Source organism: Paenarthrobacter sp. NPDC089988, assembly GCF_044748465.1.
In the GTDB taxonomy this organism is placed as follows: domain Bacteria; phylum Actinomycetota; class Actinomycetes; order Actinomycetales; family Micrococcaceae; genus Arthrobacter.
Map to the genome: position 1 here is coordinate 141,135 of NZ_JBIVGD010000001.1, position 23,743 is coordinate 164,877.

21 protein-coding genes are annotated in these 23,743 nt (G+C 64.6%); 17 read left to right on the plus strand and 4 right to left on the minus strand.

The features are described from left to right. The first annotated feature begins 67 nt into the window (after positions 1 to 67). From murA to ACIPV6_RS00680, 4 genes are read left to right on the plus strand one after another with little or no spacing between them, the layout of a single operon-like run. The gene (murA, locus tag ACIPV6_RS00665; protein WP_387436059.1) at positions 68 to 1,393 is read left to right on the plus strand and encodes a UDP-N-acetylglucosamine 1-carboxyvinyltransferase; all 1,326 of its coding nucleotides are present in this window, start codon (positions 68 to 70) and stop codon (positions 1,391 to 1,393) included. 12 nt (positions 1,394 to 1,405) lie between these two features. Further along, positions 1,406 to 2,191, plus strand: coding sequence for a lysophospholipid acyltransferase family protein (locus tag ACIPV6_RS00670; protein WP_400269079.1), 786 nt, complete (start codon positions 1,406 to 1,408; stop codon positions 2,189 to 2,191). Beyond that, positions 2,188 to 3,240, plus strand: a complete 1,053-nt coding sequence (locus ACIPV6_RS00675; protein ID WP_400269080.1) for an NAD(P)H-dependent glycerol-3-phosphate dehydrogenase — start codon at positions 2,188 to 2,190, stop codon at positions 3,238 to 3,240. The genes ACIPV6_RS00670 and ACIPV6_RS00675 overlap by 4 nt, the downstream gene beginning before the upstream one ends. After that, entirely contained in the window at positions 3,240 to 4,379 is a 1,140-nt protein-coding gene (locus ACIPV6_RS00680) for a D-alanine--D-alanine ligase family protein (RefSeq protein ID WP_400269081.1), read from the plus strand. The genes ACIPV6_RS00675 and ACIPV6_RS00680 overlap by 1 nt, the downstream gene beginning before the upstream one ends. Before the next feature lie 24 nt (positions 4,380 to 4,403). Here ACIPV6_RS00680 and ACIPV6_RS00685 read toward each other — a convergent pair whose 3' ends face one another. Beyond that, positions 4,404 to 4,898 carry a DUF3515 family protein gene (locus tag ACIPV6_RS00685; RefSeq protein ID WP_400269082.1) on the minus strand — a complete coding sequence of 165 codons (495 nt, stop codon included), beginning with the start codon at positions 4,896 to 4,898 and terminating at the stop codon, positions 4,404 to 4,406. Between the two features lie 68 nt (positions 4,899 to 4,966). Here ACIPV6_RS00685 and thiL point away from each other — a divergent pair, with 68 nt between their 5' ends. From thiL to rsmD, 4 genes are read left to right on the plus strand one after another with little or no spacing between them, the layout of a single operon-like run. Further along, complete coding sequence (gene thiL / locus ACIPV6_RS00690) at positions 4,967 to 5,980, plus strand: thiamine-phosphate kinase (RefSeq protein WP_400269502.1); 1,014 nt, start codon at positions 4,967 to 4,969, stop codon at positions 5,978 to 5,980. A 22-nt stretch (positions 5,981 to 6,002) separates the two neighbouring features. After that, on the plus strand, positions 6,003 to 7,004 hold the full coding sequence (locus tag ACIPV6_RS00695) for a DAK2 domain-containing protein (RefSeq protein ID WP_400269503.1): 1,002 nt from the start codon (positions 6,003 to 6,005) through the stop codon (positions 7,002 to 7,004). Continuing rightward, a complete protein-coding gene (locus tag ACIPV6_RS00700) occupies positions 6,994 to 9,249 on the plus strand; it encodes an ATP-dependent DNA helicase RecG (protein ID WP_400269083.1) in 2,256 nt (751 codons plus the stop codon). Before ACIPV6_RS00695 ends, ACIPV6_RS00700 begins: the two co-directional genes overlap by 11 nt. A 36-nt stretch (positions 9,250 to 9,285) precedes the next feature. After that, on the plus strand, positions 9,286 to 9,852 hold the full coding sequence (rsmD, locus tag ACIPV6_RS00705; protein ID WP_400269084.1) for a 16S rRNA (guanine(966)-N(2))-methyltransferase RsmD: 567 nt from the start codon (positions 9,286 to 9,288) through the stop codon (positions 9,850 to 9,852). Between the two features lie 33 nt (positions 9,853 to 9,885). Here the strand turns inward: rsmD and ACIPV6_RS00710 are convergent, their stop codons facing one another. Both ACIPV6_RS00710 and ACIPV6_RS00715 read right to left on the minus strand, forming a co-directional pair. Further along, a complete protein-coding gene (locus ACIPV6_RS00710) occupies positions 9,886 to 10,593 on the minus strand; it encodes a spermidine synthase (protein ID WP_400269085.1) in 708 nt (235 codons plus the stop codon). A gap of 80 nt (positions 10,594 to 10,673) precedes the next feature. After that, positions 10,674 to 11,912, minus strand: a complete 1,239-nt coding sequence (locus ACIPV6_RS00715; protein ID WP_400269086.1) for an aminotransferase class I/II-fold pyridoxal phosphate-dependent enzyme — start codon at positions 11,910 to 11,912, stop codon at positions 10,674 to 10,676. 35 nt (positions 11,913 to 11,947) lie between these two features. Between ACIPV6_RS00715 and coaD the strand changes: the two genes are divergently transcribed. The 9 genes from coaD (at position 11,948) to ACIPV6_RS00760 (ending at position 18,568) form a co-directional block, all read left to right on the plus strand. Further along, positions 11,948 to 12,448, plus strand: coding sequence for a pantetheine-phosphate adenylyltransferase (gene coaD / locus ACIPV6_RS00720; protein ID WP_400269087.1), 501 nt, complete (start codon positions 11,948 to 11,950; stop codon positions 12,446 to 12,448). Between the two features lie 167 nt (positions 12,449 to 12,615). Then, positions 12,616 to 13,143 (plus strand): YceD family protein, encoded by a 528-nt coding sequence (locus ACIPV6_RS00725; RefSeq protein WP_400269088.1) that lies wholly within the window; start codon positions 12,616 to 12,618, stop codon positions 13,141 to 13,143. A 33-nt stretch (positions 13,144 to 13,176) separates the two neighbouring features. Continuing rightward, the gene (gene rpmF / locus ACIPV6_RS00730; protein WP_207614841.1) at positions 13,177 to 13,380 is read left to right on the plus strand and encodes a 50S ribosomal protein L32; all 204 of its coding nucleotides are present in this window, start codon (positions 13,177 to 13,179) and stop codon (positions 13,378 to 13,380) included. A 23-nt stretch (positions 13,381 to 13,403) separates the two neighbouring features. Then, entirely contained in the window at positions 13,404 to 14,132 is a 729-nt protein-coding gene (gene rnc, locus ACIPV6_RS00735; protein ID WP_400269089.1) for a ribonuclease III, read from the plus strand. 3 nt (positions 14,133 to 14,135) lie between these two features. Further along, positions 14,136 to 15,083: a bifunctional DNA-formamidopyrimidine glycosylase/DNA-(apurinic or apyrimidinic site) lyase gene (gene mutM / locus ACIPV6_RS00740; protein ID WP_400269090.1), complete on the plus strand. Its 948-nt coding sequence runs from the start codon at positions 14,136 to 14,138 to the stop codon at positions 15,081 to 15,083. 60 nt (positions 15,084 to 15,143) lie between these two features. After that, complete coding sequence (locus tag ACIPV6_RS00745; RefSeq protein WP_400269091.1) at positions 15,144 to 15,578, plus strand: phage holin family protein; 435 nt, start codon at positions 15,144 to 15,146, stop codon at positions 15,576 to 15,578. Further along, positions 15,575 to 16,249, plus strand: coding sequence for a hypothetical protein (locus ACIPV6_RS00750; RefSeq protein WP_400269092.1), 675 nt, complete (start codon positions 15,575 to 15,577; stop codon positions 16,247 to 16,249). The genes ACIPV6_RS00745 and ACIPV6_RS00750 overlap by 4 nt, the downstream gene beginning before the upstream one ends. 7 nt (positions 16,250 to 16,256) lie before the next feature. Further along, entirely contained in the window at positions 16,257 to 17,543 is a 1,287-nt protein-coding gene (locus ACIPV6_RS00755; protein ID WP_400269093.1) for an MFS transporter, read from the plus strand. Beyond that, a complete protein-coding gene (locus ACIPV6_RS00760; RefSeq protein WP_400269094.1) occupies positions 17,540 to 18,568 on the plus strand; it encodes a TolB family protein in 1,029 nt (342 codons plus the stop codon). The genes ACIPV6_RS00755 and ACIPV6_RS00760 overlap by 4 nt, the downstream gene beginning before the upstream one ends. Positions 18,569 to 18,585: 17 nt before the next feature. Here the strand turns inward: ACIPV6_RS00760 and ACIPV6_RS00765 are convergent, their stop codons facing one another. Further along, positions 18,586 to 23,484: a DUF4082 domain-containing protein gene (locus ACIPV6_RS00765; protein WP_400269095.1), complete on the minus strand. Its 4,899-nt coding sequence runs from the start codon at positions 23,482 to 23,484 to the stop codon at positions 18,586 to 18,588. Positions 23,485 to 23,743: the final 259 nt, after the last annotated feature.

Consider the following 23,743-nt stretch of genomic DNA (forward strand, 5'->3'; position numbering starts at 1 on the left):
AGCTTCTATGCTTAGCTGGAGCCTTTGAAAGTATGGGGGGCGAGTAGTCGTGAGGAAACCGGTATAGATGAGTAGTGTTCTGACAATCCGCGGTGGGGTCCCTTTGACTGGACGAGTGACCGTGCGCGGGGCCAAGAACCTTGTACCCAAGGCCATGGTTGCGGCGCTGCTGGGCAGCGAACCGTCGGTGCTGCGGAACGTGCCGGAGATCAAGGACGTGGAGGTTGTCACCAGCCTCCTGCAGCTCCACGGCGTCACCGTGGCCAAGGACGCCGCAACGGGCGACCTGACGCTGGACCCCAAGGACGCCAAGACGGCGTCCAGCACGGCCATCGATGCGCACGCCGGGGATTCCCGGATCCCGATCCTGCTGTGCGGGCCGCTGATCCACGCGATAGGTGAGGCGTTCATTCCGGACCTTGGCGGTTGCAAGATCGGCGACCGTCCCATCGATTACCACCTGAACGTGTTGCGCCAGTTCGGCGCAGTGGTGGAGAAGCGCCCCGGTGGCATCCACATCTCCGCCCCGCATGGCCTCCATGGGGCAAAGATCTCCCTGCCCTATCCCTCGGTTGGTGCCACGGAACAGGTGCTGCTCAGCGCCACGCGCGCCGAGGGCATCACCGAACTCTCCGGTGCGGCCACCGAACCTGAGGTCATCGACCTCATTGCCGTGCTGCAGAAGATGGGCGCCATTATCAGTGTCCAGACGGACCGCACCATCCGCATTGAGGGCGTCAAGGACCTCCGCGGCTACAACCACCGCGCCCTCGCGGACCGCAACGAATCGGCGTCGTGGGCTTCAGCCGCGCTGGTCACCCGTGGCGACATCTTCGTCGAAGGCGCGTCGCAGCGGGACATGATGACTTTCCTGAACACCTACCGCAAGGTGGGCGGTGGAATGGACATCGGCGACGACGGCATCCGCTTCTACCACCCCGGCGGTAAGCTCACGCCCTTGGTGCTGGAAACGGACGTCCACCCCGGCTTCATGACCGACTGGCAGCAGCCGCTCGTGGTGGCGCTGACGCAGGCCGAAGGCGTGTCCATCGTGCACGAGACCGTCTACGAGAACCGCTTTGGCTTCACCGACGCCCTGGCGCGCATGGGTGCGAACATCCAGGTGCACCGCGAGTGCCTGGGCAGCGTTCCGTGCCGTTTCGGCCAGCGCAATTTCCTCCATTCAGCAGTCATCTCCGGGCCCACGCCGCTGCGTGGAACCGAGATCGACATCCCTGACCTCCGCGGCGGCTTCAGCCACCTCATTGCCGCGTTGGCAGCCACGGGAACTTCCCGGGTCACGGGCATAGACATCATCAACCGCGGCTACGAGCGCTTCACCGAAAAGCTCGCCGGCCTGGGCGCCGATTTCGACATCACCACCACCAAGTAGCAGGGGACCCCTTTGAAGGAATCGGCCAAGAGCCGTGCCACGTTCGTGTTGCTGGCAAGCATCGCGCGTCCATTGATGAATATCCTGATGGCCAAGAAGTGGGAGGGCACGGAGAAGCTTCCCGCGGGTGGCTTCATCGCAGCCCCAAACCACTGCACCGAGATCGACCCCATCGTGATCGGCCACATGCTCTACAACCAGAAACGTCCTCCGCACTTCCTGGCGAAGTCCGGGCTGTTCAAGGCGCCCGTGGTGGGTGCCCTGCTGAAGGCCACCCAACAGATCCCAGTGGAACGCTCGACGGCGGGTGCCAACCGCTCGCTGCAAGTCGCCAAAGAGGTGGTGGACGCCGGTGGCGCCATCATCATCTACCCGGAGGGCACCCTGACAAGGGACCCGGATTTGTGGCCCATGAAAGGCCACACCGGGGCGGCCCGCCTGGCCTTGCAAACAGGCGCTCCGGTTGTGCCCATGGCCCACTGGGGTGCCCACGAAGTCTTTCCCCGGTACGCCAAGCGCTTCCACATCTTCCCGCGTAAGACCGTGCGGGTCCTGATCGGCGAACCCGTTGACTTGAGCGCCTTCGCGGACCGGCCCATGGACCGGACCACCCTGACCGAGGCAACCGACGTCATCATGGATGCGGTGACGGAACTCCTGGCGACGCTCCGCGGTGAAGAGCCGCCAGCCCAGCGCTGGGATCCGGCTGTCCACCAACAAAGCAAGCACGGACGGTTCGTTGAACGCGGGGCCGAGTCCGGCAAGGATAAGCCCGCTGAATCCGAGGGCGGAAAATGACCCTTCCTGAACCTGCCATCCCCGCCCCGGACAAGGTAGCTGTCCTGGGCGCAGGCTCGTGGGGCACCACTTTTGCGAAGGTCCTCGCGGACGCGGCGGCCGCCACAGGCGCCACCCGCACGGTCCAGGTGTGGGGCCGCCGTCCGGAAGTCGTCGCGGGCATCAATGTATTGCATCGCAACGGACAGTACCTGAAGGACATTGGGCTGCCCCACGCCGTTACCGCGTCCACCGATGTGGCAGAGGTTCTGCAGGGTGCGGGCCTGGTGGTCCTGGCCGTCCCGGCGCAGTCGCTCCGGCCCCAGTTGGGGGAGTGGAAGCGGCTGCTGGAACCCAACGCCATTGTGGTGTCCCTCATGAAGGGCCTGGAGCTTGGCAGCGATGCCCGCATGAGCGAGGTGATCGCCCAGGAACTGGGGATCCCCGCTTCCCGCGTGGCCGTCGTGTCCGGACCCAACCTGGCCATGGAGATTGCCAGGGAACAGCCAACCGCGTCCGTGGTTGCCTGCAGCGACGCCGAAACGGCCGCAGCCATCGCGCTGTGCTGCACGGCTCCGTACTTCCGCCCCTATACCAGCACCGACGTTGTTGGCGTGGAGATCGGCGGAATCGTCAAGAACGTGATCGCCTTGGCCGTGGGCATTTGTGAGGGCAAGCAGATGGGGGACAACACCAAGGCCTCCGTCATCACGCGTGGCCTGGCGGAGACCTCCCGGCTGGCCTTGGCGCTCGGCGGCGAGGCCCACACCATGGCCGGCCTGGCCGGGCTCGGCGATCTCGTGGCCACGTGCTCGTCAGCCTTGTCCAGGAACCACACCGCAGGGCGGCTCCTGGGCGAAGGATTGTCCCTTGAACAGGTTTCGGAGCACATGACCCAAACAGCCGAGGGCATCAAGTCTGGTCCGGCCGTGCATGAATTGGCCGGCAAATTGAATGTAGAGATGCCCATCACCGCGGCTGTTGTTGCGGTCCTTGAAGGCAAGATGTCCGTTGATGACCTGGGCCCGCGACTGCTGGCCCGGGCACTGAAGTCCGAAGGTGACTACTGATGGCCACTGAAGAAACCACCCCCGCAGCAGGCCGCCGACCCCGCGTTGCCATCCTTTTTGGCGGACGGTCCAGCGAGCACGCGGTCAGCTGTGTCACCGCCGCCGGCGTCATGGGGGCCATCGACACCACCAAGTACGAGATTGTGCCCATCGGCATTGCCAAATCCGGGCAATGGGTCCTCGCTTCAGGGGACACCAGCCAGTGGTCCCTGAGTTCCGCGGCACTGCCGGAGGTGGCAGCCTCGGACAAGACCGTCACCCTGGCCGAAATCGGCGGCGCGCACCAGCTCATTGTGACCGAGCCCAACGCGGTACCCCAGGAGCTTGGTTCCGTGGACGTTGTCTTCCCGCTACTCCATGGACCGTGGGGCGAGGACGGGACCGTCCAAGGGCTCCTGGAACTTTCGGACACCCGTTACGTCGGCGCCGGAGTCCTGGCATCGGCCGTGGGCATGGACAAGCATTTCATGAAGGTGGTTTTCGAGGCAGCCGGACTGACGGTGGGGCCCTACGTTGCCGTGACGGACCGTGAGTGGCTCACCGATGCCGAGGCCGTGCGGAAGCGCGTGGACAAGCTCGGATTCCCGGTTTTCGTCAAGCCCGCCCGCGCGGGATCGTCCATGGGCATTTCCAAGGTCGATTCCCTGGAAGGGCTGGACGCAGCCATCGAAGAGGCCCGCCGCCATGACCTGAAGTTGGTCATCGAAGCGGGCATCGTGGGCCGCGAAATCGAATGTGCCGTGCTGCAGGGCCGCGGCACGGATGCTCCCCGGACTTCCATGCCCGGCGAGATCGCCGTGGCCGCGGGTGAACACCAGTTCTATGACTTCGCCGCGAAGTACGTCGAAGATGGCGCGGCAGCCCTGAGCTGCCCGGCCGATATGCCGGAGGAAGCCATCGCGCGGGTCCGGGAGCTGGCCGCCGTCGCGTTCGACGCCGTAGGAGCCGAAGGACTCAGCCGGGTGGACTTCTTCTACACGCCCTCGGGTGGGTTGATCATCAACGAAATCAACACCATGCCCGGGTTTACGCCCAAGAGCATGTACCCGCAGATGTGGGCCGCCTCAGGCCTCGCCTACGGTGACCTGATCGACGAACTGATCCAGCTGGCGCTGACCCGCAAGACCGGACTCCGCTGATCCAAGGGAACTCTGCCGGCCGCCCTACTTGGTGGACGGCAGGTCCTGCAGGTCTTCCTGGCCCACGCACTGGCGGGTGGCCTTGATTTTGCCTGCGGCGTTGGCAAGATCTGCCAGCACCGTTGCGGAACTGATCTTGTCGGGATCCATGAGGATTTCCGTGGCAGGCTCCCGGCCGTAGGTGGTCAGGGTGTAGTAGGGATCGCCTTCCTTGATGACCCAATCAATGTCGTTGACGCTGACGCAACGGTCGGTAGTGGGTCCCGGGACGTTCACCCCGCACCTCAGGATGACCTGCGAAGGATCCCCCCACGCCGCCGTTGCCTGGCTGTTGGTCTTGCGCAACGCCGCATCGCCGATCTTGTCCGGAAGCGCCACCATCATGGGCGCGCACGCGGGATTCGCGGCGTCCGCTGCCGGAGAGACATCCACGGCGGGGGAGCAGGCAGACAAGGCAAGGACAGCGATTCCGGACACGGCAATGGCCGCCGCTGTACGGCGAAGGGTCTTTCGGTGCATCAGTCCAGCCTATCCCGCATTAATCTGTCGGTGGCCCGCGATAGCGTAGGAGCGTGCCCGCAGAACAGTTGCCAGCTGAACCATTGACAGTCGCCCACGTGAGCGAGTCCCAGCTCCTTTCCCGGATTTTTCCGCGCTTGAACACCAGCGCCAGCATCCTCCTGGGGCCGGGGGACGACGCCGCCATGGTGGCTGCTCCGGATGGCCGCACCCTCATCTCCATCGATACTCAGACCCAGGACCAGGATTTCCGCCTTTCCTGGAACAGCGGCTACCGGACCACTGGTTTCGATGTCGGCTGGAAGGCCGCCGCGCAGAACTTGAGCGACATCAACGCGATGGGCGGCCAAGCCACGTCCTTGGTGGTCAGCCTCACCATGCCGCCTGCCACGCCGGTGGCCTGGGTGGAAGATTTCGCCGATGGTCTCACCGCTGCCATCATTGCCCTCGGAGCACCTGACTGTTCGGTTTCCGGTGGCGACCTCGGCCGCGGCCGGGAGATCGCGGTGACTGTCGCCGTCGTGGGTTCGCTGGGTGGCCTGGCGCCGGTCCTGCGTTCGGGCGCCCGCGCCGGGGACGTCGTGGCGGTGGCCGGCACGTTGGGGCGCGCGGCGGCCGGCCTGGCACTGTTGGAGAGCCACGTTCCCGTGACCGGGTGGACCGCGGAGCAGCGGTCCCTGGCGGACAGCCAGTGCCGGCCCACCCCGCCCCTGGCTGCCGGACCCCTGGCCGCCAGTGCCGGTGCCACGGCCATGATGGACATTTCGGATGGGTTACTGCGCGACGCCGGTCGGCTCGCCGCTGCGAGCAACGCCGTCCTCGACTTCGATCCCGTGGCGTTGAAGGGCTATGCCGCTGCCTTGGAACCCGTCGCTGCGTTGCTGGGCCAGGATCCCATGCCGTGGGTGGTGGGCGGTGGCGAAGACCATGGTTTGCTGGCCACCTTCCCAGCAGATATCCAGTTACCTGACGGCTTCACTGCGATAGGCTCAGTTCAGGCGGTTGCCGGGTCACAAGGCGACGGCGTCCGGATTGCCGGGCAGGCTGCTGACACCGTGGGATGGGATCACTTTGCAGACTAAGATCGCAGCGAATGCGCACGCCATGAAGCGTTGGCTCGGCAAGGCGGAGGTGGTCCTCGGCAACCACAGCGACCGCCTTAATGCGATCAACATCTTCCCTGTTGCCGACGGCGATACCGGAACCAACTTGTATCTCACGGTCCGCGCCGCCGCAGCCGCCCTGGGCGGCAACGGCTCCGAGGCCCAGGACGCCGGAAACGACGTTGGCGCCGTGCTGGCCCGGGCCGGCCAGGCTGCCATGGAACAGGCAAGGGGCAACTCGGGAACACTTTTCGCCGTCTTCCTGTGCGCGGCGGCCGAGCCGCTGGCGGGCAAGCCCAGGCTGAGTGCCCCGCTTCTTGCCACTGCCTTGAACCGGGCGCAGATCCGGGCCTGGTCCGCGTTGAGCGAACCGGTATCCGGCACCATGCTCTCCGTCCTGGAGGCGGCTGCGCATGCGGCGCAGGCCGCGGACGCCACCCAGAACGGCGATGACAGCAACCACGCACTCGGCCTGGCACTGGATGCCACCGTTGAGGCCGCATTCCAGGCTGTGGTGCGTACCGAGGACGAGCTTGCTCCGTTGCATGAAGCCCGTGTTGTGGATGCCGGTGGCGTTGGAATGCTCCTGGTGCTGGACTGCCTGCGCTCAGCCGTGCTCGGTGAAGAGTTGCAGGACGAACTACTGGACGGCTTGCACGGCTACAAACTCCAGGATCCACATATCCACGAGCACATGCCTGCCGACGACGGGGTGGAGGTCATGTGCACCATTGAGCTTTCCCCCTTGAACGCTGCCATCCTGCGCCAGCGCCTGGACGAAATGGGCGACTCCGTGATCATGAGCCAGGTGGGCGGCGGCTCACGCGGTGATGATGACGACGACGACTCCCCGGTTGATGCCAGCTACCGGTGGCGGGTCCACGTCCACGTTCCCGATCCTGAACCCGCAGTGGCCCTGATCCGTTCGTTGGGCGAGCCCACGGACATCGCGGTCAGCCAGTTGGCCCTGCCACGGGACGCGATGGGCGGGCATGACGACTGAAGTGGAGTTGCCGCTTGAACGCAGGATCGGAAAGCGCTCCGCGGCCGTCATTGAAAAGCACCTTGGACTGCGGACTACCGGCGCCCTGCTCAACTACTTTCCGCGAAGGTACCTGAACCGTGGGGAACTGACGCCCATCAGCAACCTTCCCCTCGACGAGGAAGTGACCCTGATTGCCCGGGTAGTTTCCAACAGCACCCGGCAGATGCGCGCCCGCCGTGGTTCCATCACGGACATCGTGGTGACGGACGAGGCCGGTGGAAGCCAGGTTCCCGGCACGTTGAAGGTCAGTTTCTTTAACGGTTTCCGCGCCAAGGCCGAGCTCCTGCAGGGCCGTCGTGCCATGTTCTCTGGAAAGGTCACCCGGTACGCCGGCGCCCTGGGCCTGACCAATCCGGATTTCATCCTGCTGGATGAAGACCCTGACGCTGAGGGCTCGATCGATCCCGGGAAGCTTGCGGCCATGCCCATCCCGGTCTACCCGGCCACTGCCAAGCTCACCAGCTGGTCCATCCATAAGGTCATCACAGCATTGCTGGAAACCCTGGACCTCGATGCTTTGGCCGATCCGCTCCCGGAATCCGTCGTTGCCAGGGACGGCCTGTTGAGCGTGGCCGATGCCTACCGCTTGATCCATTCACCGGAGACAGCCAAGGACTGGCAGCGGGCCCAGGGCCGATTCCGGTACCAGGAAGCGCTGGTCCTGCAAACGGCCCTGGCCCGGCGGCGGGCGCAGTTGGCTGCCGAGGAAGCGACAGCCAGACGTCCGGCTGCCGGGGGACTGTTGGCGGAGTTTGACCGGAACCTGCCCTTCACCCTGACTGCCGGCCAGGCGACGGTGGGCAAGACGCTGTCCGACGAGCTCGCCCGCGACACCCCCATGAACCGGCTCCTGCAAGGCGAGGTGGGTTCCGGAAAGACGATCGTTGCCCTCCGGGCGATGCTCCAGGTGGTGGACGCCGGGGGCCAGGCAGCGCTGCTGGCTCCCACCGAGGTGCTCGCTGCCCAGCATTTCGATTCCATTCGACGGACCCTGGGACCGCTGGCACGGGACCAACTGTTCGGCGGTGCCGGAATGCTCGGAGGGGATTCCGGGCAGCAAGGGGTCCGGGTCACGCTCCTGACGGGTTCCATGCCCACCGCAGCACGCAAACAGGCCATGCTTGACGCCGCCTCCGGCAACGCCGGGATCGTCATCGGTACGCACGCACTCTTGAGCGACAAGACGAGCTTCCAGGACCTCGGCCTGATCGTGGTGGATGAACAGCACCGTTTTGGCGTGGAGCAGCGCGATGCCCTGCGGGCCAAGGCGCTGCGGCCACCCCATTTGTTGGTTATGACCGCCACGCCCATTCCCCGGACGGTCGCCATGACGGTCTTTGGCGATCTTGAGACGTCCATCCTGGATGAGTTGCCCGCGGGCCGCGCTCCCATTTCCACGCATGTGGTGGGCCTGGCGGAAAACCCCGGATGGGTGGACCGGATATGGAAGCGCTCCCGGGAAGAAGTGGAAGCCGGCCACCAGGTCTATGTGGTCTGCCCCAAAATCGGTTCGGACGACGACGGTGACTTCAGCCCCGGAGAAAAGGAACCTACCGACGCCGAACTGTCAGAGGAAGGGCCGGCGCGCGAACTCGCCTCGGTGACGGCCGTCGTCGAGAGCCTCCTGGAGGAGCCGTCGCTGGCCGGTGTGCCCCTGGCGCCGCTGCATGGGCGGCAGGATCCGCAGCTGAAGTCGGAGACCATGGCTTCCTTCGCGGCCAATGAAACCAAGGTCCTGGTCTCCACTACCGTGATCGAGGTGGGTGTCGACGTCCACAACGCCACCCTGATGGTGATCCTCGACGCCGACCGCTTCGGCATCTCGCAGCTGCACCAGTTGCGTGGCCGGGTTGGCCGTGGCGGGCTGCCCGGGACGTGCCTCCTGGTCACCACCTTGGAACCCGGGCACCCCAGCCGTCGCCGGCTGGATGCCGTGGCGTCCACCACCGATGGCTTCGAGTTGTCCCAGGAGGACCTGAAGCTGCGGCGCGAGGGGGACATCCTGGGGGCTTCGCAGTCGGGCGGCCGCTCCACCCTCAAACTGCTGCGCGTCCTGGAACACGAGGACCTGATTGCCCGCGCCCGTGCGGACGCACAGGCCTTGGTTTCCGGGGACCCATCCCTGGCTCGCCAGCCGGCACTGGCCGCTGCCATTGACGAGTATTTGAATCCCGAGAAGGAGGCGTTCCTTGAGCGCGGTTAGCAACAACGGCACCCAGCTGGTGCCCGGAGGCCCGGCATGAGCCGGGTCATCGCCGGCGTCGCCGGAGGGAACCCGCTTGCCAGCGTGCCGGGTACCGCCACCAGGCCTACGACGGACCGGGTCAAGGAAGCGCTCTTTTCGCGGCTGGAGTCGCTGGCCGTGATTGACGACGCCCGGGTGCTGGACCTCTATGCGGGCTCGGGCTCCTTGGGCATCGAAAGTTCCAGCCGCGGAGCGCGGAGCGTTGAACTGGTTGAATTCGATGGCCGTGCCAGTGACGTCTGCCAGCGCAATGCGGATATGGTCAACCAGGTCCTGGGCGGCAAGAAGGTTTCCGTCCACCGTTCCAAGGTGGAGTCCTTCCTGGAACGCGCCGACGGGACGGTTTTGTGGGACCTGGTGTTCCTCGACCCGCCCTATCCCTTGGAGGAACCGGCGCTCAATGCGGTCCTGGCCAAGCTGGCACCGCACCTGGACGAAGGCGCAGTGGTGGTGGTGGAACGCTCATCGAGGAGTCCCGAACCGACGTGGCCTGAAATGCTGGAGTGTTTTGCTGATAAGAAGTACGGCGAAACCATGCTCTGGTTCGCCGAGCCTGCCTGAGGATCCGGCAATGCCCCATCCGGAAGAACCCGCCTAGCCGGAGATCTTGTCCAGGTCCACGCCGGTCAGCACGGTGGCAGGGTGGGGGCCACGGGCCAGGAGCTCGGACGTCCAGGCCGGGGACCACCTTGTTTGCGTCCCCACCAGGATGATGTTGCCCGGATACCGGCCCTCGAACATTCCGGTTTCGGCGAAGGCCGCAACGTCAGCCATCGCTTCCTGCATGGCTTTCACCTGGCTGCGCACCAGGGTGAGGGCTGGTTCGTCGCCCACGTTCACTATCAGCACTCCGTCCGGTTGGAGCCGCTGCGCGGCCTCTTCATAGAATCCGGTGCAGGCAATGTGGGCCGGAGCGTCCGGGCCGGAGAAGATGTCAAGGATGACGACGTCGAAACGCAGTTCGGCAGGAAGCTCCGCCAGGGCGGCCCGGGCGTCAGCGATATGCGTCGTGAGACGTGTCCCGTCCGGCATGGGCAACTGGTGGAGGACGAAGTCCAGCAGTTCCCGTTCAAGTTCGACGGCGTGCTGCCGGGAGCCCGGACGCGTTGCCTGGATGTAGCGGGCCAGCGTCAACGCTCCCGCGCCGAGGTGGAGGGCAGAGATGGCCGCTCCAGGGGTGGCGGCAAGATCCACCACGTGACCGATCCGCCGCAGGTACTCGTAGAAGATCTCCGATGGGTTGGCCAGGTTGACGTGGGATTGTTCGGCTCCGCCCATGCTGAGGATGTAGCTGCCGGGCACCAGGGTGTCGGCCTCGATGCTGGCGTGGACGCCGCTTGCACGGAGGAAGCGGGAGGCCCCGTGGCCGCCGTCGGGGCGGTTCAGAGCCGGTCCTTCAACGTTGCGAGCCGTGACGCCGCTTCCTGGAGAACCTCGGTTTTCTTGCAGAAGGCGAAGCGCAGGAGGCTCCGGGTGCGTTCCGCTCCTTCCTGGTGGCAGAAAACCGGAACCGGAATGGCGGCAACGCCCACCAGCTCCGGGAGTCGTCGTGCCAGATCCACCGCATCGCTGATTCCCAACGGGGCCGTGTCCACGTTGACGAAGTAGGTTCCGCTGGGGGTGTAGACCCCAAAGCCTGCCGCCCGGAGGCCGTCGGCAAGGATGTCGCGTTTGTGCTGCAGTGTGCCTGCGATTTCCGCGTAGAAGCTGTCCGGCAGTGCAAGCCCCACGGCCACTGCGCTTTGGAACGGTGTGCCGGAGCTGTAACTGAGGAACTGCTTGACCGTGCGTGCAGCCGCTACCAGCTCCGCAGGACCACTCAGCCAGCCGATTTTCCACCCCGTGAAGGAGAAGGTCTTTCCGGCGGAAGAGATGGTGATGGTCCGTTCGGCGGCGCCGGGCAGCGTGGCAACCGGAAGGTGGGCCACCCCGAAGGTCAGGTGTTCGTAGACTTCGTCGCTGACAATGATGGCGTCGTACTTCGTGGCGAGTTCCACCACCTTGGCCAACGCCTCGCGGGTCAGCACCGAACCCATGGGATTGTGGGGGTTGTTCAGGAGCACCACCCTGGTGCGGTGGCTGAAGGCCCGCTCCAAGGCATCAAGGTCCGGCTGGAAGTCGGGGGCCAGCAGGGGAGCGGTCACATGCGTGGCACCTGCCAGGCCGATGATCGCGCCGTACGAGTCATAGAACGGCTCGAAAGTCAGGACTTCATCGCCGGGCTGGACGAACGCCAGCAGGGACGCGGCGATGGCCTCGGTGGCGCCGGTGGTAATGACCACCTCGGTGAGCGGATCAGGGGCCAGGCCGTAGAACCGCTCCTGGTGCCGGGCGACGGCTTCGCGCAATTGCGGGATGCCCTTCCCCGGCGCATATTGATTGGCGCCCGCGGCGATCGCGGCCTGCGCGGCAGCCTTCATTTCGGCGGGTCCGTCCTCGTCGGGGAAGCCTTGGCCCAGGTTAATGGCACCTGTGGACATGGCCAAGGTGGTCATCTCCTCGAAGATCGTCACACCGAGCTTCCCATCGGGCGCCAGCAGGTTGGCGCCCGTCGCGGCCCGCTGCCATGGAGTGCTTGTGTGGACTGGTGCGCTGCTTCCTGCCGGTGACATGTCAGCCATGGTATCCCGGTGAAGCTTTGGGGTAGGTTCGACTCATGAGACGCGCGGTATGCCCAGGATCCTTTGACCCGATACACAACGGCCATCTCGAAGTGATCGCCCGCGCCGCCGGGTTGTTCGATGAAGTCATCGTGGCCGTGTCCACCAACTACGCCAAGAAATACCGGTTCAGCCTTGAGGACCGGATGGAGATGGCCCGCGAAACCCTTGCGTCGTTGCGGGGAATCATCGTGGAGCCCATGGGCGAAGGCCTCCTGGCGGAATATTGCCGCCGCCGTGGCGTCTCGGCCATCGTCAAGGGCCTGCGGTCGTCCTCGGACTTCGACTATGAATTGCCCATGGCCACCATGAACCGCCAACTTTCCGGCGTCGAAACCGTGTTCCTTCCGGCCGAAGCCCACTACGTGCACCTGTCTTCCACCTTGATCAAGGAAATCAACGCCCTGGGCGGCGATATTTCCGATTTCGTTCCCAAATCGGTCCTGAGGCGGCTCCTTGCGGGCGAGCCTCCGGCAGAAGTGCCCCGCAACGGGTAGTCTGTAATCCGTGCCTTCGCAGCCCCTGCTGGAGGATTCCCTACCGTAGTCCCGAGCCCTTTGGCGTGCGCGGCGCCGGTTTGAGTCCTCAAGCGTGATCAGGCTAAGATGGTACGTCGGTCATATGTTCTACAGGAGTTCTCATTAAGCGAGATGCAAGTTCGCCCTTGGCATTGTTGGTCAAGGACCTTGGACGCAGTCCCGGGACCATGCGGACGCTCACGGAGCATGTACCTGCACCGAGTGATCTTGGTGTGGCACTCATTGGCGTGGAGGAAGGCTCGGATGTCGAGCTGGATCTCAGGCTTGAGGCCGTACACGAAGGAATCTTGGTATCTGGAACCGCAATCGTCGGCGTAACCGGTGAATGCGGTCGATGCCTGGATCCCCTTGCGTATGACCTTGAGGTCAATGTGCAAGAACTTTTCTTCTACGAAGGTGAAGAGCTTTCTGCCGAAGAAGACGATGAAGAGCAACGTCGAGTCGAGCACGATCTGATCGATCTTGAGCCGGTGTTGCGGGACGCAGTAGTCACCATGCTGCCGTTCCAGCCGGTGTGCCGGGAAGACTGCCAGGGCCTTTGCTCCGAATGTGGAGTGCGCCTGGAAGACGAGCCGGGGCACCACCACGAGGTCCTGGACCCTCGCTGGGCTGCCCTAGCTGATCTGGCTAAGACTGACCGGCAAACTGATTAGTAACTGTTGGACTAAGAGAGAAATGAGATAGCCGTGGCTGTTCCCAAGCGGAAAATGTCTCGCGCAAACACACGCGCACGTCGTGCCCAGTGGAAGGCAACTGCCCCCGCACTGGTCAAGACCATCGAAAACGGTCAGGTCGTTTACAGCCTGCCGCACCAGGCAAAGGTCGTCACCGACTCCGCCGGCACCGCGCTGTTCCTTGAATACAAGGGCCGCAAGGTCGCAGACGCCTGATCTGCCGCACAGGCTGACAAAGGATGTCTTCAACTGAAGAGCTTCTGAAGCGTCTCGGTGTCTTCATTGACACCGAGACGCTTCGTCTTGCTCTGACACACCGCTCTTACGCGTACGAGAATGGGGGCATCCCCACCAATGAGCGCCTTGAGTTCCTCGGCGACTCCATCCTGGGATTCTCCGTTACCGATTCCTTGTACCGCGAGCACCCCGAACTCCCCGAAGGCGAACTCGCCAAGAGACGTTCCGCCGTCGTCAGTACGCGGGCTCTGGCCGGCATCGGCCGGACACTTGGCGTTGGCGAGTTCATTTACCTCGGCCAAGGCGAAAAGCTGACCGACGGCAAGAACAAGGCGTCCATCCTCGCTGACACCATGGAAGCCCTGATCGGCGCCACCTATCTTTCCAATGACATGGAGACCGCCCGCCAGCTGGTCATGCGCCTCGTGGGTCCACTGCTCAAGGACGCGGGCGCCCTTGGCGCCGGTACCGACTGGAAGACCAGCATCCAGGAACTGACGGCCAGCAGGCAGCTCGGCGCCATCCACTACGCCGTGGAAGGTTCCGGCCCGGACCACGCCCGCACCTTCGAAGCCGTCCTGATCATCGGCGGTACGCCTTATGGCCGCGGATCCGGCCACTCCAAGAAGGAAGCCGAGCAGGAGGCCGCGGCGGATGCGTGGCGTGCCCTGAACACGCCCGAACAAACTCCAACAGGCCAAGAAGCTGCGGCCGGGCCGGCATCCGCCTGATCCATGCCTGAACTTCCCGAGGTAGAAGTGGTGCGCCGTGGGCTGGCCCGTTGGGTACGCGGCCGCCGCATCACCGGTGTGGATGTCATCGACCCCCGCTCCATCCGCCGGCATGCGCTGGGTGTGGAGGACTTCATTGGAAATCTGGAACACGCCACGGTGTTGGACGTGGTGCGCCGCGGCAAATTCCTGTGGATGCCGCTGGCCATGGACAGGGCAGACCTGACGCTTCCCAGGGTGGCGCTCATGGCGCACTTGGGCATGAGCGGGCAATTGCTCATGCAGGATCCCCACGTTCCGGACGAAAAACACCTCAAGGTCCGCATAAGGCTGAGCGCCGCCGACGATATGCCGGAACAGTTGCGGTTCGTTGACCAACGGATTTTCGGAGGCCTGTTCGTCACCGCGCTTGTTCCCACCTCCGACGGCGGACCGGGCGGACTGGGGGAGACGCCCTTGCCGGAGATCGCCGAGGAAGCCGCCCACATTGCCCGTGACCCGCTTGATCCGCATTTTTCGTTCGATACCTTCTACCGCAAGGTGAAGTCGAAGAAAACCGGACTCAAGCGGGCGCTCCTGGACCAGTCCCTGATCTCCGGTATTGGCAACATCTACGCCGATGAAGCCCTCTGGCTGGCGCAAATGCACTACGCCCGGCCAACGGACAAGTTGCGGCGCGGCGATGCGGAGCGGCTGGTGGACGCCGTCAGGGATGTCATGAGTGCCGCACTCGATGCCGGTGGGACCAGCTTCGATTCGCTGTACGTCAACGTCAACGGTGACTCCGGCTACTTTGCGCGCTCCCTTAATGCGTACGGCCGGGCAGGCGAAAACTGCCGCCGCTGCGAGTCAGTGAGCCTGCACACCATGATCAAGCGCGAACAGTTCATGAACCGCTCTTCCTACACGTGTCCGGTGTGCCAGCCGCGCCCCCGGAACGGCCGCTGGTAACCGGAGTTTCACAGGGGCAAAACTGTTCCGGATTCCGGGTGGCAATGGTTTACTGTCCCCATGAAAAGCTTGGCGGTCAAAATCGCCATCGCACTGGTTTTCAACGCCATCACCTTGTGGGTGGCGTCAGTTTTACCCGGGGTCCGATTGGGCGCCGGGTTCCTCTGGGCCGTCATCGTGTTCACTGCGGCCACCCTCCTGGTCAAGCCCCTGGTCCTTGCGCTGTTCCGTCGGCGTACGCAAAGCTCCAGCCGCCCCAGGACCTGGCTGGTGACAAAAGGTGCCACCGTCCTTGCCGGACTGGTGGCCACGGTGCTCATCCTCCTCTTGACCGGCATTTTTTCCCATGGATTCCTCATCAACGGCCCTGTTGGCTGGATATCTGCAACGGTGGTGATCTGGTTGGCATCGTTCATCTACGACTTCGTCGACGACGGCCTCGAAGCGAGGGCGCACCAGTTGCTGGGTGGCGCGGCGAGTCCGGGTAAGCCATGAACGCCCGGCGGTGGGTGATAGCCGGACTGGGCCTCGCCCTGGTGATTGCGGTGATCGCTGTGGTCCTTGACCAGATGGCGGTGCGGCCTTCGGCCACCACAGCCCAGGGATCCTCATCCGCCAGCCCGGCTCCGGGGAGCACCGCCGGCTCCGGTGCCGGGGAGCAGCCGTCCGGAAGTCCGACGTCGGGCAGTTCTGCGGGAGCGGAAGGTTCCGGAGCCCAGCCCAGCGCCAAACCGCTGGAGGTCCTTCCGCCCGTGACTTCCACTCCCACAGGGCTCCCTGCGCCGTCGGCGCCGGCTCCTCTCCTCAAGGGAAGCCTGCCTCCTGCGGGCTCGGCGAGCGGCAAGGTAGTGGACGGCTGGCCCAGCGCCATCCTGGCACTCCCCGCAGGCACCACTGTGGGCTCAACCAGCATTTCGACGTCGGGTGACGTCATGCAGCTTTCTGCGGACGGGATCGTCGGCACCACCCAGCAGGCAGTCCTGGACTCCTTCCGTGCCTCCTTGGTTCCGCACGGATTTTGGTCGGAGGACGCTCCTGCCGGCGAAGCCGCCGTCGCAGCGAGGTTCGTGCGGGGCACCGATACTGTGACCGTGTCTGTGTCCACGACGGGCACCGGCAACTCGAGGTTCCAACTTTTGGGCAGCCTGCACTCGACGGCGGACTAGGGGCACCATGTACATTTCTCTCTCCGATCGCAGCGGCGGCAAGAAGGAAAAGCCGGAAGGCACGCAAACGGCACTTCCCCACGAGGTGCCGTTTCGTTTGTCGCCCATCATCATTTGGCTTGGCATTGTCAGCATGGTCACGGACGTCTCCTCGGAATCGGTCACGGCCATCCTGCCGCTGTATGTGACCGGGTTCCTGGGACTGTCCACCATTGCCTTTGGCTTCATTGACGGCATCAACCAAGGCGCCAGCGCAATCGTCCGGATTGCCGCGGGGTGGGCCGCAGACCGGAGCGGCCACCCGAAACGGATCGCGTTGGCCGGCTACGGCTTGTCCATGCTGGCCAGGATCGGGTTCCTGTTCGCAGGCGGGTTCTGGGCCATCGCCGCCATTGTGACGGGCGACCGCATTGGCAAGGGAATCCGCACGGCTCCACGCGATGCGCTCATCTCGGTGTCCGCGCAACCCGAACATTTGGCACGCTCCTTCGGCATCCACCGGATGCTGGACAACATCGGTGCGGCGGCCGGCCCGCTGATCGCCTTCCTGGTGTTGCTGGTCATTCCCAACGGCTTCAGCACCGTCTTTGTGGTGTCGCTGGCGTTTGCCGTCATTGGCGTGACCGTCCTGGGGCTTGTGGTGCCGGACCTGCAAGCGGGCGGGTTGAAACAGGGACTTTCCAAGGAGCAACGCCGGATCTTCGCCTTCTCCTGGAAGCACTTGAAGGAACCGGGCCTCGGGCGGCTCCTGATCGCCGCCGGCCTGCTGGGTTTGGTGACCATCGGTGACGGGTTCATCTACCTGGTCCTCCAGGACCGGGATTCGTTCGCGGTCCAATGGTTCCCGCTCCTGTTCGTGGGCACCAACGTGGCTTTCCTGGCGTTGGCCGTTCCCTTGGGCCGGCTTGCTGACAGGTTTGGCAAAGTCCCGGTGTTCATCGCCGGACACCTCGCCCTGTTGGCGTGCTATCTGTTGGCGGCCGCACCCCTCGGCGGGCTCTGGGCCACCGTCCTCTGCCTGGTCCTCCTCGGCGCCTTCTATGCCGCCACGGACGGTGTGCTGGCTGCGCTGGCTGCCCAGTTGACGCCACAGGGAAAGCTGGCCACCGGCATCGCGTCGGCCCAGACAGTGGTGGCCCTGACCCGGATGACGGCGTCCGCAGGTTTCGGTGTGTTGTGGTTCGCCGTGGGTGCCTCGACTGCAGTCCTGTTGGCCGGGATCCTGCTCGCCTGTGCCGTGGTGGCCGTCGTGTTCATTCTGCCGGGAGCCCGTCCCCGCGTGGGCCGCGCATGAGTGCGCTGCTGACCGGAGGGAGGCTGCGCTGGGGCATCCTCCTGGCGGTGACGGCCCTCGTTCTGGCAGGGGCGGGCATCTACGCGGTGAACGCCTACCAGCGCTTCGAAGAAAGCCGGACGGCAGCTCCATCAGTTGGCGTTACTGCCGGGCAGGCGCTTCCACTCGTTCCCTTCGTGCTGTTCAGGAATACGGCCGCCGGGCAAGGCTACGGCAACGCCGCAACAGTTCCGTTGTCGGCGCCAGGCGGTACCCGGGCCGTGAGCGAACAGGCGTGCGACCGCGTGTACGGCACGTCCTCCGAAGTTGTGTGCCTCAAGGCCAACCGCGGTCTGGTGACGGCCTTTGAAGCCGACGTCCTGAACCGGGACTGGCAGCAACAGCGATCCTGGCCACTGGCGGGCATACCAAGCCGTACCCGGATCAGTCCGGATGGCTCACTGATTGCCACCACGGTCTTCGTCACCGGGCACTCCTATGCGACAACGGGATTCTCCACCGCCACCGAAATCACGCAGAACTCCGCCAGCCTGGGCAACCTTGAGGACTTTGCCCTCATGGTCAACGGGGAGCGGCTGATGGCGACTGACAGGAACCTGTGGGGAGTGACGTTCGCCCCGGGGCAGAGCGATACTTTCTACGCCACGGCGGCCTCGTCCGGGCGGATCTGGCTGGTCAAGGGAAGCCTTTCCGCGAGGACACTCACCGCCGTCCACGACAATGTGGAGTGCCCGTCCATCTCGCCGGACGGTACGCGCATCGCCTACAAGAAGAACGACGGCGGGCCGCTCAACGCGCACTGGCGGGTGGCCATACTGGATCTTGCCTCGGGCAAGGAAACCGTCCTGTCGGAGAAGCGCAGCGTGGACGACCAGATCGAGTGGCTGGACAACCACACAGTCCTCTATGGGTTGGCTGACGAGGCCACCGAGGGGGACAGCAACATCTGGCAGTCGGGTACCGACCCCGCCGCGCAGCCGGGCCTGTTCATCGCCCATGCGTGGTCGCCCAGCGTGGTCAGGTAAACAGGGCTGGCCGGCTGTCAGCAAATCCCCACCAGGCCGCAGAGCAGGCCACCCGACTGGGTGGGAGACGGGCTGGGGGAAGGAGTACCCGTCGCCGTGGGAGTGGGAGTGGGAGTGGGAGTAGGAGTCGGCGTTGGGGTTGGTGTTGCCGTCTGAGTCTGGGCCGGAGCCTGCAACTGCGTCTGGCCGCCGGTGGAGTACACCACGTCAACAAAGTAGTTGGTGGCATTCCACGAGCTGTTCGGCATCACGCCGCCGTTTCCGTAACGGTACAGGCCGTTGTTGGGCCCCGAAGCGGTGAACGGACCGCTGGTCCACGTGGTGTTGAAGAAGCCCTGCGTGTACGAGTAGCGGCCGTTGGGCGCCCGGTAGGACACCACGTACGTCTGGCCCGTGGACAGGGCGACCGGAGTGGACAAGGTAGCTGTCTGCCAACCGGTGGCGGATTCATTCGTGAACGTCACCTGTGCCAGGCGCGTTCCCGCCGAGTTCCACAGCGATCCAACGTGGGTCCCGGTGTTGCCGGTGCCCTTGTAGAAACGGATACCTGTCACGTTGCCGGCCGTGGAGACGGTGAAGGCGGTGCCCAGCTCCACCGACTTGGTGTCGGTGGACGCCGCCACCTGCGGGGCCAGTGTCCCGAAGATGGTGCTTTGCTGGACTGCCGCGCTCGCCGTCGTGAACTGCCAGGTGCTCGGTGGCAGGGTCTGTCCCTGCGGGCTGGCGATGTTGGACACGTTGGCAGTGATGACGGTGCTGGCCGGCAGGGCGGCTGCGGGAGTAAACGTCACTGTCCGTGAATCAGCGGACAACGCCGCTGTGCCGGCCACCGAAGAACCGTTCGCCGTCACGGTGAACGTGACGCCCGGGTTGACCGCCGTGGAGAACGTGATGGAAGGCTTCACGTCCGTCGGGATGGCCGTTGCCCCCGGTGCCGGAACCTGGGACGTGACGCTCAGGTTCTGGGCTGGCTGGTTGAACACTACGTCAACCAAGTAGCTGGCCGTGGAGTTGGTGTTCGGGAAGTCGGCGCTGTACGAATACTCGCCGGAGTCCGTGACCACCCGCAGCGGGCCGCTGGCGAAGCCATCTCCAAAGCCGCCGGCGGAGTAGGAATATTTGCCGGTGGTCGTCTTGTAGGCGGCGATGTACTCGGTGTCGGCCGTGATATTCACGGGTTGGCTGAACGTCGCAGTCTGCCAGCCGGTGCTGGACTCGTTGGTGAAGGTCACGGTGGCCAACTGCTGCCCGGCCAGCGTGTACAGCGAACCGGTGTGCGTTCCGGTGTTGCCGCTGGACTTGTAGAAGCGGATCCCTGTGATTTGGCCGGCGATATCGCTGCTGAACCTGACGCCCAAGGAGAGAGGCACGCCGTCGTTCACTTCGGCGGTGGTGGGCGTTTCGGTGTCCTGGTACAGCGTGCAGGGGCACGCATCGGGTGTCCGTGGAACGGGCACTGTGGTGAACGTCCAGGTGTTACCTGAGATAGGCGTGCCGGACGTCGCAGTCGCCGTGACGGTGGCCGTGTAGCTTGTTCCTGCCGCCAGCGGGTTGGTAGGCGTGAACGTCACCTTGCGGGTTGCCTGGTCATAGGCCGAGGTACCGGCAACGGCGGTGCCACTGGCTGTCTTCAGGCCCAAGGCCACATTCGAGGCCGCCTCCGAGAGGACACCGCTGACCGGTGTGTTCAACGGAACGCTCGAGGCACCTGCAAGGGGCGTTTGGCTGCCCACTGTGAAGGCCGGGGCGGACACCATGACCACCACGTCAACCAGGTAACTCGCAGTGGACCTGGAACTCGGGAAATCCTGGCTGTACGAGTAGGCGCCGGCATCGGAGACCGTCCGCAGCGGACCCACGCTCATTCCTGAGCCGAAGCCGTTGCTCGTAGCCGAGTAGGTTCCCGTCAGCGACTTGTAGGCGGCGATGTACTCGGTGTTGGCCGCCATCTGGACGGGCTGGCTGAACATGGCCGTCTGCCATCCCGCGCTGCTTTCATTGGCGAACGTGACCGTGGCAAGCTGCGTTCCCGTGGCCGAGTACAGGGCGCCGGTGTGCGTGCCGGTGTTGCCGGCCGACTTGTAGAACCGGATGCCCGTCACCTGGCCGGCCGAGACACTGGTGAACCGTACTCCGAGCGTCAACGGCACACCGTCCTGGATCTGCGCAATGCCGGGAGTCACGCTGTCGTTGTAGAGGCTGCACGGGCACGAACCCGGTGGCGGAACGGTCGCCGCAGTAGTGAACTGCCACGTCCCTCCGGAAGTAACCGTGCCGCCGGTAGTGGCCGTCGCGGCCAGGGTCACGTTGTACTGCGTACTGAAGGCCAAAGCGGCCGACGGCGTGAACGTCGCCTTCCGGGCCACGGCGTCATAGGCAGTGGTGCCCGCAACGGACGTGCCTGCGGAAGTGCGTACCGTCAACTGGACCGTGCTGGCCGTGACGGGCTTCGAGAAGACACCGCTCACCGTGGTGGAGACAGAGACGCTCGAAGACGACGGGATGGGCGTTTGGCTCGAAACGGTCAACGGCGAGGTGTCCGTTGTGCTGAATACTGCGTCAACAAAATAGTTGCCGCCGTTGAAGCTGGCCGTTGGATACCCCTGGGAGGTGCTGTACACGCCCGCGGGTTCGGCGCCGAAGCCACCGGCAACCTTCATCGGGGCATCGTTGAACCCGGAGTACGCCCATTGGAAGTCCTTGGTGGCATAGTGGCCCCTCGGAGCCCAATATGAAGCCGTGTACTTCTGGCCCGCGGTGACGGGCACGGGCTGGCTGAACAACACCGTCTGCCAACCCGAGGCGGTCTCGTTGGCGAACGTCGCAGTGGCCACGCGTTCACCGGCGGCATTCCACAGCGAACCGATGTGCGTGCCGGTGTTGGCTGTGCTCTTGTAGAACCGGACACCGGTCACGAAACCGTCCACGGACGGCGTGAACCGCATGCCCATTTCGTAAGCGCCGCCGTCACCGGAATCCACGGTGGCCGGAACAGTCTGGCCGAACACCGTGTACGGGCCGCTCAAGGTCAGGTTGCGAGTGGCGATCGCGCCAATGTTCGCGCTGTCGTCAACTGCACGCACCTGTACCGTCGCCGTTGCGAGGCCCTTTTGGATGTAGGTGTAGCTCCACGAAGCCTTCCCTGTGGCAGGATGCCAGGAGGTGCCCCCGTCGGTAGAGACCTCGACGCCGGCCACTACTCCGCCGCCAGCATCTGTGGCCGTTCCCGTGACAGTTACGCTGGCGCCTTGGGCGATGGTGGCCCCGTTCGCCGGAGCGCTGATGGTTACCGTGGGACCGGTCTTGTCGGCGCTCGCCGTCGCGGCGACGAGCCCGGATGCAAGGGTTGCCGGTTGGGCCCCCATGTCGGCGAACAAGTTGACCTGGGCCTGCCGCATCCGGACATCGGCAGGGGCGCCGTTGCCGTCGTGTTCCTGGTCCAGGCCCCAGGTCCACTGGACGCTGCCGGCCGAGAACACCAGTGCACCGCTCGCTGCCTTGTACAGGGTCACGTTGTGGGTTGTAGTGCCGGCTTTGACCGTGTTGCCGAAGTCCTGCAGGTATTCGGTCACGGGGCCGGTGGTGGTGGACAGCCTGACGAGGCCGGCCGGCCGGAAGCCGTTGTCCAGGTCCTCGTCCGACTCATAGCCCACGGTGTGCGCGGCCAGGGCCGTCTTGGTCCCGGCGGCCATGGAGGTCAGGGAGGTATTCCGCCAAAGCCGCGTCTTGCCTTCCTCGGCCGAGACAGTCACGGGGAGGTCGGAGAAATTGGACATGTACAGGGTGCCGGTCAGGCCGTTTTCAGGAAGGCCGCCGCCGTTGGCCTGGGATGCGAAACGGGGATCGCGCCACGTTCCTGTCCATTGGGTGCTGGGATCGATCTTGTCGTTGGACCAGGTTTCCTTGTAGCTCGTCAAGGTACGCCCGGCGGTGCCGTCAACGCTGGAAGGCTCGAACCGCGTACGCCAGTACATTTCGTTGCCGGAAAGGAACTGGAGGTTCACTCCGGCATCGCGGGCAGCGGTGATGTTGGCCCGCTGGTTGCCGGACACATACTCATCGTGGCCCACCGAAAGGAATACCTTGTGGTTCAGGAGTTCGGCGCCCCGGGTGTCGGTATCGAGTCCACTGATGTAGCTGACGTCGTAGCCGTTTTGCTCCAGGAAGCGCACCATGGGGTATTCGTTGGCGAAGTAGAAGTCGCGGCCGTCGGGACCTTCCCGGGTAGCGATTGGCCGGTTGTAACTGATCTTGTAGGCGCGTCCGTTGACCGCGCCCTGGTAGAAGTCGGCGCCCCCATAGGTGTTGTAGGCCTGCCAGGTGGTGTCCGATGTCTGGAACACCACGGCCGAGCGGTTGCCGTCATTGCGCACAATGAAAATGATGTGGCTTTGCCCGCCGGTATCCGGGCGGGTCAGCAAGGCGATGTAGACGCCGGAGACTGCGGTGGCGGGCACCTGCCAGGTCGCTGAAACGGCCCACGTTCCGCAGTCGTAGAGCTCGGTGGTTAGGTCGCTTCGGCAGGCCGGCTGGTTCTGCCTGAAGGCCGACGGCGTCACGTCTGCTACCTTGCGGGCACCGTTGCCGCCATACCAGCCCGTGCGGTAGATGGCGATGGTGTAGTTGGAGGCGGAGGTGTCCACCTTGAACTGGATGGGCTGGCCCGCGTTGACGCTCATCGCCGTGGCGAAGCCCTGGAGGGTGTCGTCGCCCGCTCCTGTGATGTCCCACTCCGACGGCGGACTGCCGGGTTTCGAATTCTCGCACGCTATGGCATTCACCATGGGGTTGCATGGATCTGCCGCCACCGCGGCAGGAGCGGTGAACGGCAGCAATGACGCGAACATGGCGATCAACAAGGGCACGAAGAAGCCCTTGAAGAACCGCAGTGGCCGGGAAGCTGAAGGACCGGGCATCTGAACTCCTGGGTACGCCTATTGCAATGACGGGACCGCGCGTACAGCGCGTTCCCCGCTTGCCGCTCCCCAGCCAGGGTCAAACCATGATCTTCAGTTGGAAATACCATTGGGGTGGTACCTGTGCCCGTGTTCCGAACCACAGACCGGAACCCGGTTGGACCGATTGGACCCTCAGACCAAACCGGATTACCGGAACGCGAACGCCAAGTAACCCTTGGCAGGAGTGTAGGGTTGCGGAGGTCCGGCCGCAAGGCTT

What these genes read in the sequence shown, in the direction of transcription:
- ACIPV6_RS00715 (WP_400269086.1), bottom strand. Translation starts at nt 11,912, where the DNA reads ATGGCTGACATGTCACCGGCAGGAAGCAGCGCACCAGTCCACACAAGC.
- ACIPV6_RS00750 (WP_400269092.1), top strand. Translation starts at nt 15,575, where the DNA reads ATGAACGCCCGGCGGTGGGTGATAGCCGGACTGGGCCTCGCCCTGGTG.
- ACIPV6_RS00680 (WP_400269081.1), top strand. Translation starts at nt 3,240, where the DNA reads ATGGCCACTGAAGAAACCACCCCCGCAGCAGGCCGCCGACCCCGCGTT.
- ACIPV6_RS00745 (WP_400269091.1), top strand. Translation starts at nt 15,144, where the DNA reads ATGAAAAGCTTGGCGGTCAAAATCGCCATCGCACTGGTTTTCAACGCC.
- coaD (WP_400269087.1), top strand. Translation starts at nt 11,948, where the DNA reads ATGAGACGCGCGGTATGCCCAGGATCCTTTGACCCGATACACAACGGC.
- ACIPV6_RS00765 (WP_400269095.1), bottom strand. Translation starts at nt 23,484, where the DNA reads ATGCCCGGTCCTTCAGCTTCCCGGCCACTGCGGTTCTTCAAGGGCTTC.
- ACIPV6_RS00685 (WP_400269082.1), bottom strand. Translation starts at nt 4,898, where the DNA reads ATGCACCGAAAGACCCTTCGCCGTACAGCGGCGGCCATTGCCGTGTCC.
- ACIPV6_RS00755 (WP_400269093.1), top strand. Translation starts at nt 16,257, where the DNA reads ATGTACATTTCTCTCTCCGATCGCAGCGGCGGCAAGAAGGAAAAGCCG.
- rsmD (WP_400269084.1), top strand. Translation starts at nt 9,286, where the DNA reads ATGAGCCGGGTCATCGCCGGCGTCGCCGGAGGGAACCCGCTTGCCAGC.
- ACIPV6_RS00760 (WP_400269094.1), top strand. Translation starts at nt 17,540, where the DNA reads ATGAGTGCGCTGCTGACCGGAGGGAGGCTGCGCTGGGGCATCCTCCTG.
- ACIPV6_RS00695 (WP_400269503.1), top strand. Translation starts at nt 6,003, where the DNA reads ATGAAGCGTTGGCTCGGCAAGGCGGAGGTGGTCCTCGGCAACCACAGC.
- rnc (WP_400269089.1), top strand. Translation starts at nt 13,404, where the DNA reads ATGTCTTCAACTGAAGAGCTTCTGAAGCGTCTCGGTGTCTTCATTGAC.
- ACIPV6_RS00700 (WP_400269083.1), top strand. Translation starts at nt 6,994, where the DNA reads ATGACGACTGAAGTGGAGTTGCCGCTTGAACGCAGGATCGGAAAGCGC.
- ACIPV6_RS00675 (WP_400269080.1), top strand. Translation starts at nt 2,188, where the DNA reads ATGACCCTTCCTGAACCTGCCATCCCCGCCCCGGACAAGGTAGCTGTC.
- mutM (WP_400269090.1), top strand. Translation starts at nt 14,136, where the DNA reads ATGCCTGAACTTCCCGAGGTAGAAGTGGTGCGCCGTGGGCTGGCCCGT.
- murA (WP_387436059.1), top strand. Translation starts at nt 68, where the DNA reads ATGAGTAGTGTTCTGACAATCCGCGGTGGGGTCCCTTTGACTGGACGA.